This window comes from Rheinheimera oceanensis (assembly GCF_018831085.1).
Lineage (GTDB): Bacteria > Pseudomonadota > Gammaproteobacteria > Enterobacterales > Alteromonadaceae > Alishewanella > Alishewanella oceanensis.
In genome coordinates this window covers 1-14,970 of the sequence record NZ_JAGPNM010000006.1, presented here as the reverse complement: position 1 = coordinate 14,970, position 14,970 = coordinate 1, and the positions used below count along the sequence as shown (strand labels likewise).

Below are 14,970 nucleotides of genomic sequence, written 5' to 3'. Positions count from 1 at the left end.
TAACTCATGAAGTTAAGTAAAGAAGACAAAGCTCTTGCGAAGCTATGGAAACGTAATGTCGAATTGGCTTTGAAAGCGGAAATTAAAGGTAGCCGTTGGAGGAAAAGTCGCGAGACCTTGTTCTTTGTAGAGTCAGAGTACTTTTTCTATTGTCAGTGTTTCCCTTGGCAAAACAGTAAGAAAATTGAAATACGGCTATGGTGTAAACCGCTAGGCTTGGATCCAATTTTTTGGGAAATCTTCGATATTCCCGAAAACCTGAAAAAGCCTCTGTCTCATCGGTCACACGCTGCATTCAAGTGTTTTGGCATCCAACTGTACCAAGGCGTTTTGGAGTTCACAAGTGAACAGACACATGAAGTAATTACACGTTCAGTACTCGACTATATCGATGAGCTTACCAATAGCTATATTGCAGAAAAAACAAGCATTCCGTTTGATCAACAGCTCATTGAGATTGGGGCTAAGTGTTCCATAGATCTTGTGTGCGCAAAAATACTGGGTGGAAACTTAACTTCGGCAAAAGAGATCGTAAATCATGCACTTCAGTCAAAAATAAAAGGTCAATATGGGGTTGTGGGTTCAGATAAAAGTTTTTACGATTACGCCTATGATTGGCTAAAAACCAAATAACCTTTGGAAAGGGAGCAGAAACAATTAAGGGGTAACCCGCCATATTTCAATGGCTTTCGAATGTTTAGTCGGAGCTATTAACAGAACCAAAAGGGTCATTGTCATTGATTTGATATAGGCATACGTTACAAGTAGATATGTCTATAACACTGGCGACAGTAGCCGCTAGTTAGATGGGTTGTTACTGCGTTGTTTTTTCTGTTAAACGCTGCTGCAGCCGTTGCTTTACAGCCTGTGAATAAACCACACAGCCGTTGGCATCTGTTAAACCCGTGCTGCTCATATTACTGGCCGACGAGTGGGGGCGTAAGTAGAATTTGGCAATCAAGCGCTGCCAGTTTATTAACCTTCAATTCTTACAATTATTCAGCAGAACGAGATTAATCTGAAACCCGGCAGGGGCTTCGCAACTTAGAACCTAATGCTGCGTTATTTAATCTTGCAATCATCGTTACTGTTAACTAAAGTTCACTCATTATTAACAATAATGATCAGGGATGAATTATGGCACTCGAAATCTGCATTACCACCAATCCATTAACCAGAGAGTTTATTCCGTGCCCTGTAGGGCATACTTTAGATGAGCAATCTGTACCTGTTACACCGTTGCTACCTGCAGGCACACCTTATATTGCTAAATCTGATAAAGCCTCTGGCGATGATTCTGACGCCCTACGTTTATTTGAAATGTTAAAGCAGGTACCGCCGTCAGAACGCAGAAATATCGCGCGGTTAAATAAAGATTTTGGCACCGAAGTGATTGATGCGCTGGCTGAGTTTTATCAGTTGCAGTTACAGCCAGCACTGCTGTCGGTTAATAATTTCACGCAAAATACAGCAATACCTTATTTAAAAAAGGAAATACCGGGATTTACTGGCGCGGCAGCTACGGCACTTGAATCACGTTTGAAAGGCTTTTCGGCATTTGTCGGTCGTTATCAGTTAGCATTAGAAGAGTACCGTGCGGCTTACTTAAACAAAGCTAGTGTGGCGGAAAGGCGCATACTAGCTAAGAATGTTAGTGTTGCTCAGGCCGCCGTAAATCAACAGTTTCAGGGCGAAATTAAGCGTATTATGGCGACAAATGATGCTAAGGCCGGTAACCATGGCACAGTATGGAGCAATCCTAAACGAGCTATGGGGTTAGCTCGGGGTAGTAAAACTGATGCGGCTATTAAGCTGCACAGTAGCCATAATTTTAAACGGGTACAGCAATTTCAGCGCGGGGCAAACAAAGTAGGTAAAAGTATTATTGTTCTTGATGGCGGTTTACGTGCTTTAAGTGTGTATAACGTCAAACAAGTCGACGGTGATTGGCAGAATGCACTGGCTAGAGAGATGGCAGGGTTTGGGCTTGGTGTAGCTGCGGGAGCGTACTTTGGTGGTAAGGTCACTGCGGCTCTGACGATGATGTTAATTGCAACACCTTATGGTTGGGCGATTGCTATTGTGGGTGGTTTATTGATCGGCTTGTTGTCAGGAAAATTGTTTGATCAGTTAGGTAAGAATGTAAGCGACTACTTATGGCGAAAGAGTTCTGAAGCGAGATTAAATTGATGTCCGCAGGGTTATACGATTACATGCTGTTTATCGCAGTTATTTTAATTTTCAATGCCCTCATTTCCATGATGTGTTTTATCAGAGTATCCGTGAAATACATTGATGGAGAGTTGGACCGCACTGGCGTTGGCCGCCCGGATTGGGATAGTGTTGGTATTCGGATCAGTATGTATGCAATGGCAATAACTTTTGAGAAAATGTCGAAAACCCCGTGGATCCCAGGTGAAAACGTACGTTCACTTGCCAGGCGGATAGATTATGTTTTGGCGATTTGGATGCAGTTATCAATGTTCGCCATGTTGATCATCGCAGTAATTCTATATCCACATATGTCCGAATAATCAGTTCTGGCATATCGTCGGAATATGAGTCGGTGGCTACTACCTTACTGCGCTGTTTCTTCTGTTAGGCGCTTTTGCAGCCGCTGTTTTATTGCTTGCGAATAAACCACACAGCCGTTGGCATCGGTTAAACCTTCACTGCTTTGCAGCCGCGTGCGCATATTACTGGCCGACGGGTGGGGCGTAAGCAGAATTTGGCAATCAAGTGCTGCCAGTTGATCCAATCCGGCCCGGTAAGCTTTCAGGTAACTAAGATGCTGGCTAAAACGGTAACTGTCGCTACTAATAGGCGATAAGCTATCAGCATATACCAGCGCCTGACACTGCCCGGCTTCACAACTTGTCCACTGCCAGCTTAATGCGCCGGGGGTATGCCCCGGTGTTGCCACAGGCATCAGGCTTAGCTGCCCTAAGGTAACCTGCTGGCCTGCTGTAACCAGGCCATCCACCCTTACAGCCGGAAACGGCTCGTGCATGCCAGCTTGCGGATCGGCCGCAGCTACCACACCGCTGCTGAGCACCGGTGCCGCCGCAGGCGATGCCAACAGCCTTGCGCCGCTTAATTGCTGCAACCGGGCTAAACCGGCAACATGATCGAAGTGCTCATGGCTTTGCAGTAGCAGTTTTACATCACTCAGCGAAAAGCCAAGCGCACGGATATTGGCGGCGATGACCTCGGCACCGGCTTTTGTGGCGCCATCGATCAGAATATGGCCGTCAGTGCCGGTAATCAGAATGGCGCTGATACCACAGGTACCGACGTAGTAACTGTTACCATAAATTTGATACGGTGGCCCGGCTTTATCCCAGTCGTCCCAGTCGGTACAGCTGTTAACCCAGTCAGTTGCCGGTGGGGCCGGAAGGGTTACCGTTGCTGTGCTGCAACCGGCCAGTACAGCCGCAAAACTTAATGTACTGAGCTTTAATTTATAGGGTAATGAAAAATAGCGAAAATGTTTAGCCAGGATCATAACCGGTGCCTTACTATTTGGCGGTACATAGAAGATACGCCGCCATGGCAAATTTGATGTGCTAAATATTAACAGGCAGGAGTGTTATGCGGTATCTGGTTTTAATCTTATTTGCGCTATTGTCACAGCCGGTGTCTGGCGCGCCACTGTTAAAGCATAACGCTGTGGATTTTATCGGTTGCCAGTGGCAGCTTGGTGAAAGTTACAGCATGCAGACTGATGAAGTGGGTAACCTGTATTTTGCTGATGCCAGTGGTTACCAGCAGATAGAGTTTATGCAGCTACCATACAACCCGAACGGCGGGGAAGATATAAATTCAGAGTTTATGCAGGTAAAAAAACTAAAGGTTATAACGCAAGATAACCGTGAAATGCGCTTTTATCAGCTTACAGAGCATATCCCGGAGCGGACAGACTCGCCATTTATTACCTATTTTGCCGTGGCTGAAGCCGCGGCCGGCCATGTGTTGTTCTTCAATGTACCCGACAGTGAAATTAGCCGGGTGTCTGCCAGCTGTTTTTGACCAACAGCAACGGGACCGGAGACAATTAGCGCTATTGCCCTTTGCTTGCGAGCATAGACTGAAGCTTCTTGTCTGATATGCTGCAATAACACGGCGCTGGGACGCCTATGTGGTTGTGATTTGCCGGGCTGTTCGCAGCCGGTGTTTTTACCGGCTATGGTTTTAGCCAGGCGTCTGCTGCGGGCACATGCTGGCTGGTTGGCGATACAACACAAACTAAGAGGATTTTATGTTGGCTAAAAGTAACTACCGTCTGGCAGTTCTGGCTTGTTATGTTTTGTTGTCAATAACAGCAACATCGCTATGGGCACAGGGTTCAGCTTTATCCGCTACAGATTCTGATCCGGTAAAGCTGCAATGGATGCAGGGCTTCCCGCCACCGGCGGATAAATTGATAATGCAGCCGGAGGCGGATTTTTTCAGCTTTCCCAAGCTACGCTGGACGGTGTGCCATATCCGAGAGTTAATGCCCACCAAACAGGTTAGCCGTGGCCTTGGCGCAGCCATACCGTTTGCCTATGCGCTGGATAATAATATTGATGCAGTACGCTTTACACCACTTGGCGGTAGTGCAGAGATGACCTGGCAGGCGTCGTTAGATGCCAACTACACCGACGGTATTTTGGTATTGCATAAAGGCAAGATAGTGTATGAAAAATATCGCGGCTGCTTAGAAGATGCCGGCCAACATGCGGCAATGTCTATGACGAAGTCTGTTACAGGTTTGTTGGCAGAGTTGCTGGTGGCGGAACGCAAGCTGGATGAAAAGGCCAGTGTGGCGTCGATTATCCCTGAGCTAAAACACAGTGCTTTTGGCAGTGCCACGGTACGCCAGGTGATGGATATGACAACTGCACTGCAATACAGCGAAGATTACGCTGATCCGAATGCCGATATCTGGATCTATTCAAAAGCCGCCAGCCCTTTGCCGAAGCCGCCGGGCTATACCGGGCCAAACGGCTATTTCGAATACCTGGCGACTGTTAAACAACAAGGCCAGCACGGTGATGCTTTTGGCTATAAAACGATTAATTCTGACGCACTGGGCTGGATTATCTCGCGCGTAACAGGGCAGGCTTACACCCAGATGCTATCAGAGCAAATCTGGCAACATCTGGGCGCCGAGCAGGATGCCTATATGACAGTGGATGCCAAAGGAACGCCCTTTGCCGGTGGCGGCTTAAGCGCTGGCCTGCGCGATTTAGCCCGGCTGGGCCAACTGATGCTGAACAACGGTAAGCTAAATGGGCAGCAGTTAGTGCCTGAGGCTGCAATTACTAATATTCGCGCCGGGGGCGATAGGCAGGCTTTTGCCAAGGCCGGTTACACTACCTTGCCCGGCGGCAGTTACCGCAGTATGTGGTGGCTGCTGCACAATAAACATGGTGCTTATGCCGCTCGTGGTGTGCATGGTCAAACTATTTATATCGACCCGGTAGCGCAGATGGTGATTGTGCGTTTTGCGTCTTTTCCTACGGCGGCAAATGCAGGGATAGACCCAACGTCGTTGCCGGCTTTTCAAGCCCTGGCCGAGTATTTGCTTGCAAGGCAGTAAAGGTCGCCAAAAGGGTTAGTAATATTTGTTACCATATAACGCCTGTTTTGGGTGTAATAGGCGATATTCGCTGCAACGCTAAGGTACTATCGAGCATGGTTATCAATATTTACAGCAAACTCCCCGTAGTGGTGCGGCACTGGCTTGGCATTTTAGCTGCGGCATTCCGGCATTGGTTGGGCAGCCAGGCGTTTATTTATGCCGCAGCACTGGCATTTTTTACGGTGTTTTCTATTGCGCCTATTTTAGTAGTGGTAGTGGCGCTGGTTGGGCTGGTGATGGGTGAAAGGGCGGTGCAGGGCGAATTGTTTGCCCAGCTTGAGGAAACTCTCGGAACAGAAGCCGCCGGTGTAGTACAAACCGCTGTAGTCAATTCACAGATTGACCAAAGTGGCTTTCTGCCAGCATTAATTGGTATCCTTGCCACTATCGTTGGCGCAACTACCGTTTTTGCGCAAATGCAGCAGTCGCTTAATCAGATCTGGGATGTTGCCCCCCGCCCGAAACGCAACAACCTGTGGGTGTTTATTAAAAGCCGGTTGTTATCGCTAACCATTATTCTGGCCATTGGGTTTATTATGATGGTGTCGCTGCTGTTGTCGGTGGCGCTGCGCAGTGTGATGGCTTTTGCAGAAGAGTGGTTACCCGTGCCGGGCTGGGCCATGGTAGGCATGGAGTTAGTGCTGTCGCTACTGGTCATTACCTTGCTGTTTGCGGCCATGTTTAAAATTCTGCCCGACGTGCTGCTGTCGTGGCGGGATGTACTACTTGGAGCTTTTATCACGGCGATTTTGTTTACGGTAGGCCGCTCCTTTATCTCTATTTATCTGGCTTATACTGCTACTGCATCGGCCTATGGCGCTGCCGGATCTTTGGCATTACTGCTGCTGTGGGTGAATTATTCCTCAATGATTTTGCTGTTTGGCGCGGCCTTTACACGGGCGCACCTGGAAGGCAGGGGCAAGCCTATCCGCCCCAAGAGTGTGGCCGTTTGTGTGCACCGGGAGTTAATCGAAGACGTGCCGCAGCGCTAAGGCTGCGGCAGGAGCTAGCAGTAAAGTGCTGCCAGTTTATTCTGACTGGCCGGTATCTGGTCAGCTACTTAAGATGTCCGCAGAGCCGGCCAAAGCTGCTGTTTTGTTAGGGTAAACCCATGCAGTTTGCGTAGTAGCTGACACTGGCAGGCCAGTCTGAGAACACCCCAATTACGCCAACGTCTTGTGCCATCACATGCAGTACTTCCATCATATCGCCATCATTGTTGATCACCGGATTTACAGTTTGGTAATACCAGCCACCGCCGTTTTTCAACGGGCCGGAGCGCTCAAAAGACCAGGCAATAATATCCAGACCGGCGCTTTTGGCATTACGGGCATAAGCGGATGGCACAATGTTGTTGTTTGCGTCCAGTTCAAGCAGAGCCCACATTGGTGGTGCTACGATATTGAAGCCTTCTGCGGCATAACCTTGCAGCTCCTGCAATGAGGGCAGCTCTGACGGGTCATTGGCATCATCCAGATATACCGCCTGGCGGCCGTAAGCAGGCTCATTGGCTAACCAGTAACGAATGTCAGCAATATCAAACGATTGCGGCCACACATCTTTTGGTTTTACACCTGCATTGCGGTACTCATTGATCAACTGCTGTGCATAGTCTGCCTGGCTGTAAGTGCCTTCATAAGGCATGGGCACTTCTGCTGATTTTAATTCTGGCGTAAACTTCACGCCGAGTTGCTTAAATAAACTAATGCTTTCTGCATGCGTCATCAGGGTACCTTTTGTGGCATAAAGATCAGTGCGCCATGACGGCGTGCCCTGCATATATTCAGCAACAGTGGTGGCCTGAGGGTTATAGGCATCCATTTTACCCTCCAGCATTTTGAATTCTGCTAACGTTATGTCACTGGTGCAACATCTGGCGCTTGCCGGTGTACCGGTAAGATGGTCTGCCGGTGTAAACGGCTGGCTGCACTTGGCTGCCAGCTCGGGTATCGCCAGGATATTGGTAGTGGTATGCAGATCGCATTGAGAGTGGCGGCAAACCAGCTCTTTATCTTTGGTAAAGGTTACATCACATTCCATGATACCGGCCCCCATTATGGCTGCCGCTTCATAAGATTCTTTGGTGTGCTCCGGAAACTGTAACGGCGCGCCCCGGTGACCAATAGAAAACATGGTCTTTTTTAGCTTACGGCCGGTATTGCAGCTTTGTAAGCGCTCTTTTAACGGGCTTGGCTCCATGTCGTCAATCAGATACGCGGGCCGGGGGCCCAATTGCAATGAATACTTTTCCGGCGCATTAAGATGTGGGTTACTGTGATACAGTTGTGTTTTAAGTTGCAGCAGGTGTGATTCTGTTTCGGCAGTATGGGCAACGGCTAAAACAGGAGTGAGCAGCGCTGCCACTTGCAAGGCGCAAATGCCCCAGCCGTGTATGCTCGTTAAATGACGCATAAAGTTCTCCTTGATGATGTAACGTTGAAAAACAAAGGGCGACAGAATATGTGTTCTCCGGGCCGGCTCAATACACGGCTGCCCTCACACTAGCAGTTTAATGTGAATTAAAATTGCTATTTTTATGACGAAATTGTATTTTCTGCGTTTTTTAAGTGTTCATGTTGCATTGGCCGGTAACAGCGCCGGTTCTCAGGTATAAGGTTTGTACACTGTTTGTCCGCATTTGGTTTTAATGCTCAGTAACCTATACTGTTGCCCGTTACAGGTAACAGAGCCAGATAAGAGAGAGTATATGACACAGCGTGAACGCAGTTTTTTCGGTTGGGCATGGTTTGTTATCTGGCGCTCTGTGCTGCTACTGCTGCTATTGTTACTGGCACTTTTACTGACATTACGCTTTGTACCGCCACCTACATCAGCCTTTATGCTGCAAAGCCCGTATCCGGTTAGCCAGCAATGGGTAAGCATTAATAAACTGCCGGCGCATGTGGCGCTGGCGGTGGTGGCGTCGGAAGACCAGCGCTTCCCTGAGCATTTTGGCGTAGATATGACCGAGATAAAAAATGCCCTTGAACGCTTTGATGATGGCGGCGGCCTGCGTGGGGCCAGCACTATTACCCAGCAAACGGCAAAAAATCTGTTGCTGTGGCCGGGACGCAGTATGCTGCGCAAGGGCCTGGAAGCGACACTGGCACTTAGCCTGGAAGCCATTTGGGGCAAAAAGCGTATTCTGGAAGTGTATTTAAATATCGCCGAATTTGGTAAAGGCATCTACGGCGTAGAAGCAGCCAGCCAGCACTATTTTGGCAAACCAGCCAGCAGGCTAAGTGTTAACGAAGCGGCGCGGCTGGCTGTAATGCTGCCAGGCCCACGCAGCCGTGACCCGCGCCAGTTAACCCCTTACCTGCGCGAGCGTGTTGCCTGGGTTGAACGGCAAATGCGGCAATTGGGCGCGGGCTATTTAAAGCCTGTGCTTAATTAACAATACAAAGAGGTTAGCAATACTTAAGTTGCCTTTTAAGTGGTAAGGCTAAAACCAGCTAAAAAAGGAATCAGGCTTAATGTACATCTGCCAACTCAAAACATTCGCCATAGCGGTATTACTGGCATTTAGCAGCCCCGCCAGCCTGGCAGCCTCTGCCAGCACAGCAAATAAAGAGTATCGCCATGCTCAAGAACCCATCGGCACGGTGCGCCAGCTGTACGACGGCAAACTGTATCCCGATATTCAGGTTAACACCTTTCGCAATATCGACCGGCTATTTCCTACCCGCACGGTAGCGCGTGGTAAAACAGTAAGCTCTCTGCCGCTTAGCAAACAGCCGTTGCAGGCGTTCTCGTACCAGGTTGATGGCAAGCAGTATGATCTGTACGACGTGCTGTCGATGAACCGGGTCAGCGGCATACTGATTATCCATCGTGGGGAAATAGTGTTCGAGCAATACCTGCTGGGTAATAACGAACATAGCCGCTGGATGTCGATGTCGGTGGTTAAATCTATTACTGCAACCTTAATTGGTGCGGCAATACATGACGGCCATATCAACAGTATTGATGACCCTATTGTTAACTATCTGCCACGTTTTAAAGGTACCGCTTACGATGGCGTAACGGTTAAACACCTGCTGCAAATGAGTTCAGGCGTGGCCTGGAACGAAACCTACACGGATCCTGCATCAGACCGGCTGCGTATGCTGGAGGCACAAATAAGCCAGCAACCCGGTGCGATTTTAGAGCTGATGGCATCGTTACCGCGTGCAGCAAAACCCGGCACAGTATGGAACTACAGTACCGGCGAAACCCAACTGGCTGGCGCTTTGGTGCGCTCTGCTACCGGTAAACCGGTGGCGCAGTACCTGTCAGAAAAAATCTGGTCAAAGCTGGGTATGCAGGCTGATGCCAACTGGTGGCTGGAGTCTGAAAATGGCCTGGAAATAGGCGGCAGCGGTTTGTCGGCAACCTTACGTGATTACGCCCGTTTGAGCTTATTTTTGCTAAATGATGGTGTTATTAATACAGCAAATGGCAGCGAGCGGGTATTGCCGCAAGGCTGGATGGCAACCGCTGGCAGCAGGCAGGTTATTGGTGGCGAAACAGTTGATTATGGCTATATGTTCTGGCCGATGCATGGCAGAAGTTATGCAGCTGAGGGCATTTTTGGCCAGTATCTGTTTGTTGACCCCGATAAGCAACTGGTGGTGGCAATGTGGAGTGCGCAGGCTAAACCGCTTAACCGCGCCGGATTAAATGAATACACCTTCTTGCAGGCGCTGTCAGATCATTTTCAGTAACCAGTGTTTGCACTTGCCTAAGTGTGGCGGGCCACTATACTTTTTGTTTTAAACAAAAAGATGCTAAATAATGATTAAAAAGTTAACTTTATTATGTTTTATCTGCTGTTTTCATTTAACGGCCGCCACTAAACCCGATTTACTATTGGCTGAAGTGTATAACAGCAATATTGACGTGCAGCAGTATTGGGTTAGCGAAAAGCTTGATGGTGTACGTGCTTACTGGGATGGTAAGCAATTAACCTCGCGTGGTGGCAATACCATTGTGGCACCAGAGTGGTTTGTGGCGCATTTTCCACCACAAAAGTTAGATGGCGAGCTGTGGCTGGGCCGTAATAAGTTTGCCGATACCTTAAGCATTGTTAGTAAGCATCAGCCAATAGATAGCGAGTGGCAGCAAATCCGCTATTACATTTTTGAGCTGCCCGATGCAGCGGGCACTTTTACTGAGCGCGTTGAGGCTATGCAGCATTTGGTTCAGCAACACAGCAGCCCTTATTTAATGCTGGTAGCGCAGTTTCGTATTGCAGATCATGCCACGCTGCTGGCCAAACTCAGCGAGCTGGAAAGTAAAGGGGCTGAGGGTTTAATGCTGCACCAGCAGGATGCCTTATATAAAACCGGCCGCCACAGCGATTTGCTTAAACTAAAAAGCTATCAGGATACTGAAGCTGAGGTTATTGGTTACCGGCTGGGTAAAGGCAAGTATAAAGGTATGGTCGGAGCGTTAATTGTTAAAACGGCGCAAGGTAAAGAGTTTGCCATTGGCAGCGGCTTAACCGATGCACTGCGCCAGGAGCCACCAGAAATCGGCAGCATAATTACCTATCGTTACAATGGTTATACCAGCAACGGCATTCCGCGCTTTGCCCGGTTTTTACGGGTGCGGCAAGATTTTTAGCAAATGGGCAGGCTAACTATTAGCGGTAGCTCTACATTAGCTCGTCAGACTATACCGGACTCTAAAAACTTACAGATCCAGAGCTATTGGTTTGCGGACGTATTACTATAGTACCCGCCAGTTTGTCATGCCAGCCTTGCTTACGTTTATCAAAGGCTACCCAGATAAAGCCTAAACCTAAAGGTATCGTGGCGACAAAATAGCCAACATAACGGTATATATACTGGCTGGTAGTGGGCTTATTGCTGGTACGTGCATCGACAATCTGGGCTGATAGCATTAGTTTGCCGGGGGTGGCTTGTTTTTTTATCCAGAACAACACAATCGCAATTGCGGGAAAGATCCAGGAAATTAGCAGATCCACCGGGCCCTGAATAAATGCGTCACTGTTCCAGTAAGTGTCGCCGTAATAGGCGATCAGCAGTGGTGCCGTAACAATAAAAAGTAGCACAGAGTCTATCAACGAAGCGACTACCCTGAGCCAAAAGCCTATATATTCTTGGGGTTGCATGGTGTGTTCCCTTATATTGTTGCCAGACCTGAACCGTTATCAGCCAGCTATTTGTGGCTGGCGGCGGGCTATCAGTAGCGCCTTAATTCTGGCAAAGGGGGTTAGTACAATGGCATTACCCAGCAGTACCAGCGCAAAGCCGCTAAAGGTGTAGCCTGTCCAGTGAAAATCTTCAAACAGTGTGCTTAGCACCACGGCAACCAGTGGAAATAACACTATGGTGTAGCTGGCTTTTTCCGGGCCTATTTGTTTTAGCAAAGCAAAATAACTGGCAAAGGCGATAACCGAGCCAAACACTGCCAAATATAGCAGTGAGGCAATATAGGCAGGTTCAGTACTAAAATTAAAACTATGGCCCTTAAACAATGCTGCGGCCAGCAATACCAGACTGCCATACAGCATGCCCCAGGCATTTACCTGCATAATGGGCATATTTTCCCGCGAGTTACGTACACTTACCATATTGCCGAATGAAGCCGACAGCGCGCCGGACAAAATCAGTAGCAGGCCCAGCAGGCTGGCATTGGTTAAGTCGATACCATCCAGATCCGGCCAGAACAGTACCACTATACCGGCAATGCCGAGCAGGGCACCAAAATAGATGCGTTTGGCCACTGGTTTGCCAAAAAACAGCCGGGTGTTAACGATATTCATCAGTAGCATGGTGGTAAAGGCAATGGCCGTCATAGCTGAGGTAAGGTATTGCTGAGCCTGATAAATAAACAAAAAATTCAGTGCAAAATTCAGGCTGGCAAGCAGAAAGATAAAACCATGCTGGCGCAACGTAAAGTGCATATTAAGTTTACGGTAGCGGCAATATAGCCACATTAACGCCGCCGCAATGGCAAAACGGTACAACAGTGACACTTCAATGGCCACCTCGCCTAACTGAAACTCGATGGCAAACCAGGTAGAACCCCAAATTAGTACGGTAACCAGATACAGCAGCATGTTTTTTATAGTGGATGGCATAGTGGGTGCAGCCAGCAGCAAAGAAGATGGCGATCATAAAGCCTTATGCCGGGTTAAAATAGTGGGCTGGACAGAAAATTTACAGCGACTGGCGAAAACGGGCTACGTCGGCTTTGGGGGGCGCACCAAATAAACGGCTGTACTCACGGCTGAACTGTGACGGGCTTTCATAACCTACTTTATAACTGGCAGTCGCCGCCTCTAAACCTTCGTACAGCATAATGCGGCGGGCTTCATTTAAGCGCAGTTGTTTTTGAAATTGCAGCGGCGACATTGATGTAACGGCTTTAAATGCCTGAAACAGAGCCGATTCACTTAAATGCGCAGCTTCTGCCAGTTCTTTGATCCGCAACGGTTCGTTATAGCGCTGGTGCAGTATTTCGATCACTTTACTGATGCGATGTGCCTGGCTGTCTATCAGGGTAAATTCGCGCAGTTGGCTGCCAACAGGCCCAAGCAACAGGCGGTACAGCATTTCACGTTTGAGTAAAGGCAGCAACACCGGAATATCCTGCGGAGTTTGCAGCAGCTGGGTCAGGCGCTGAAATACTGATACCAGAGCGAGATCGGCGTCACCAACGGCAATTCCGCGCGCGGGCAGGGTTGGTGGTGGTACCTTGTGGGCAATATCAATAACCAGATCTGTCAGTTCCCGTAAATCCAGGCTCACACTCAATGCAATATAGGGTTTATCGGGGCTGGCAGTAATGACTTTGCCACTTACCGGCAACGTAACCGGGGCCAGCAAATATTGTAGTTCACGGTATTGCAGTTGCTCATCGCCCAGCCAGACCTTTTTTGAACCCTGCACCAGCAAACATAAAGTGGGCTCATAAATAGTGGGCGCCGCTGCAGTTGGTCCATCACTACGGTACAGCTTTACGCCGGGTATGTTGGTATCGCTCAGGCCATTTGACGTAATAGCTTGCAGCAGTTGCTGCACCATTTGCAGGCGCAAAAATTCGCGTTCATCAATCATATGGGCTTCTCCGCTGTACTGGAAAGCGCAGTATAGGCAGCCAGCCTGGCTTTGCCTATTACTGCAGCAGCGCTTTGGAGGATCAGGCAATAAGTGTGGACTATAAGGCAGTTACTGCTGGCTTAACCGGCACGCGGAAAAGCCTGCAATGTCATTTGCGCAACCTGGCGCAGTTGCTCAGAACAGGCGCCGTTATTGGCCTGAATTGCCATGCCCTGCAGCACAGTAAGCAGATAACGCGCCAATACACCGGTATCTGTGTCAGGCGGTAAGTCGCCATCGATTTTAGCCTGATCAAAGCGAACTTTGAGCTTTTGTTCGCCCTCCACCCGGCGGTTAATCAGCGCTTCTTTTACGCTGGCAGCAGCTTCACTGCACGACAACGCACCCTGCACAACTACGCAACCTTGCGGGTGGCTGCTATCAGCCATATTCATTGCTGCACCGTGCAGCATGTGTTCGGCTACCTGATAGGCGGTGGGTTTTTCCAGTGCCGGTAAGAAAAATGAGCAAGGACGGCTTTCGTATAACTCTATCGCTTTTAGGAATAGCTGCTCTTTATTGCCAAAGGCGGCATACAAACTGGGTTTATTAATGCCCATGGCTTCAGTCAAATCTGATAACGAAGTGCCGTCGTAGCCCTTACGCCAGAATACTTCCAGCGCTTTTTCCAGCGCAGCATCCATATCAAAGGCGCGGGGCCGGCCTACATTGGGAGTGCAACTTACTGCTGACATTGTTCAGCTCCTGCATTAAAACTTGCTTATATAGTAAACAGCAAAAGACCCCTTGTCCAGTAAGGGTTATTTACCGATAAGTACATATATCTTGCCACTGACACCCACTAAGACCCTAAACCGGCTGTGATCGTTCAGTCAATCGAACCGAAGTAGCAGCAGTAGAGTTTCAGGCAAGAATGCGCCAGCATTCGGCATTAAAGCCACTGAGCTTACGTTATACACTACTGACGTAACCTGACAGTAGCCTCTGTTAGCTTAGTGAAGTCGCCGGCACTGCAATGGTGTTGTTTCAGCCTTAGAACAAATTCTTCTTTTGTAGAATTAAAATAATTTACCAGTCGGTACAAAAATCGGTTGACAGTTTTGGGCTGTCCTATATATTTACCGTGCGGTACAAAAATAACAAGCCTTTTTACACAATTTTAGTAACAACTATAGAAACAATGTGGAGCAAAACGTCATGAGCAGAAAAAACACGGTCAGAACTTTTATGTTAGCGGGCGTCGCCGCACTGGTGTTAACCGCTTGTGGCAAC

Annotated in this window: 15 protein-coding genes; 9 read left to right on the top strand and 6 right to left on the bottom strand. The window is 48.6% G+C overall.

Translation table 11 applies throughout. From position 1 onward, the window contains the following. Window positions 1-6 precede the first annotated feature (6 nt). The 3 genes from J3B89_RS13635 (at window position 7) to J3B89_RS13625 (ending at window position 2,534) form a co-directional block, all read left to right on the top strand. The gene (locus J3B89_RS13635; protein ID WP_215398165.1) at window positions 7-633 is read left to right on the top strand and encodes a hypothetical protein; all 627 of its coding nucleotides are present in this window, start codon (window positions 7-9) and stop codon (window positions 631-633) included. Window positions 634-1,137: 504 nt separating this feature from the next. Then, window positions 1,138-2,190, top strand: a complete 1,053-nt coding sequence (locus tag J3B89_RS13630) for a hypothetical protein (protein WP_215398164.1) — start codon at window positions 1,138-1,140, stop codon at window positions 2,188-2,190. 23 nt (window positions 2,191-2,213) lie between these two features. Beyond that, window positions 2,214-2,534 (top strand): hypothetical protein, encoded by a 321-nt coding sequence (locus J3B89_RS13625; protein WP_215398163.1) that lies wholly within the window; start codon window positions 2,214-2,216, stop codon window positions 2,532-2,534. A gap of 44 nt (window positions 2,535-2,578) precedes the next feature. Here the strand turns inward: J3B89_RS13625 and bla are convergent, their stop codons facing one another. Beyond that, the gene (gene bla / locus J3B89_RS13620; RefSeq protein WP_215398162.1) at window positions 2,579-3,505 is read right to left on the bottom strand and encodes a subclass B3 metallo-beta-lactamase; all 927 of its coding nucleotides are present in this window, start codon (window positions 3,503-3,505) and stop codon (window positions 2,579-2,581) included. Window positions 3,506-3,591: 86 nt separating this feature from the next. Between bla and J3B89_RS13615 the strand changes: the two genes are divergently transcribed. From J3B89_RS13615 to J3B89_RS13605, 3 genes are all read left to right on the top strand, one after another. Continuing rightward, window positions 3,592-4,029 (top strand): hypothetical protein, encoded by a 438-nt coding sequence (locus J3B89_RS13615; RefSeq protein WP_215398161.1) that lies wholly within the window; start codon window positions 3,592-3,594, stop codon window positions 4,027-4,029. A 229-nt stretch (window positions 4,030-4,258) separates the two neighbouring features. After that, complete coding sequence (locus tag J3B89_RS13610; RefSeq protein ID WP_251372432.1) at window positions 4,259-5,584, top strand: serine hydrolase domain-containing protein; 1,326 nt, start codon at window positions 4,259-4,261, stop codon at window positions 5,582-5,584. A 95-nt stretch (window positions 5,585-5,679) separates the two neighbouring features. After that, entirely contained in the window at window positions 5,680-6,618 is a 939-nt protein-coding gene (locus J3B89_RS13605) for a YihY/virulence factor BrkB family protein (RefSeq protein ID WP_215398160.1), read from the top strand. Window positions 6,619-6,724: 106 nt separating this feature from the next. On the opposite strand, the gene J3B89_RS13600 is transcribed toward J3B89_RS13605, so the two are convergent. Then, window positions 6,725-8,038 carry a glycerophosphodiester phosphodiesterase family protein gene (locus J3B89_RS13600; RefSeq protein ID WP_215398159.1) on the bottom strand — a complete coding sequence of 438 codons (1,314 nt, stop codon included), beginning with the start codon at window positions 8,036-8,038 and terminating at the stop codon, window positions 6,725-6,727. A 295-nt stretch (window positions 8,039-8,333) separates the two neighbouring features. On the opposite strand from J3B89_RS13600, the gene mtgA reads away from it, so the two are divergent. The 3 genes from mtgA (at window position 8,334) to J3B89_RS13585 (ending at window position 11,233) form a co-directional block, all read left to right on the top strand. After that, complete coding sequence (gene mtgA / locus J3B89_RS13595) at window positions 8,334-9,023, top strand: monofunctional biosynthetic peptidoglycan transglycosylase (protein ID WP_215398158.1); 690 nt, start codon at window positions 8,334-8,336, stop codon at window positions 9,021-9,023. 79 nt (window positions 9,024-9,102) lie between these two features. Continuing rightward, window positions 9,103-10,332: a serine hydrolase domain-containing protein gene (locus J3B89_RS13590; protein ID WP_215398157.1), complete on the top strand. Its 1,230-nt coding sequence runs from the start codon at window positions 9,103-9,105 to the stop codon at window positions 10,330-10,332. 70 nt (window positions 10,333-10,402) lie between these two features. Further along, the gene (locus J3B89_RS13585) at window positions 10,403-11,233 is read left to right on the top strand and encodes a DNA ligase (RefSeq protein WP_215398156.1); all 831 of its coding nucleotides are present in this window, start codon (window positions 10,403-10,405) and stop codon (window positions 11,231-11,233) included. 61 nt (window positions 11,234-11,294) lie between these two features. Here J3B89_RS13585 and J3B89_RS13580 read toward each other — a convergent pair whose 3' ends face one another. From J3B89_RS13580 to J3B89_RS13565, 4 genes are all read right to left on the bottom strand, one after another. Next, window positions 11,295-11,744 carry an RDD family protein gene (locus tag J3B89_RS13580; RefSeq protein WP_215398155.1) on the bottom strand — a complete coding sequence of 150 codons (450 nt, stop codon included), beginning with the start codon at window positions 11,742-11,744 and terminating at the stop codon, window positions 11,295-11,297. A gap of 39 nt (window positions 11,745-11,783) precedes the next feature. Continuing rightward, window positions 11,784-12,716 carry a DMT family transporter gene (locus tag J3B89_RS13575; protein WP_251372430.1) on the bottom strand — a complete coding sequence of 311 codons (933 nt, stop codon included), beginning with the start codon at window positions 12,714-12,716 and terminating at the stop codon, window positions 11,784-11,786. A gap of 79 nt (window positions 12,717-12,795) precedes the next feature. Continuing rightward, entirely contained in the window at window positions 12,796-13,695 is a 900-nt protein-coding gene (locus J3B89_RS13570) for an AraC family transcriptional regulator (RefSeq protein WP_215398154.1), read from the bottom strand. Window positions 13,696-13,817: 122 nt separating this feature from the next. Beyond that, a complete protein-coding gene (locus J3B89_RS13565; RefSeq protein ID WP_215398153.1) occupies window positions 13,818-14,432 on the bottom strand; it encodes a TetR/AcrR family transcriptional regulator in 615 nt (204 codons plus the stop codon). Window positions 14,433-14,970: the final 538 nt, after the last annotated feature.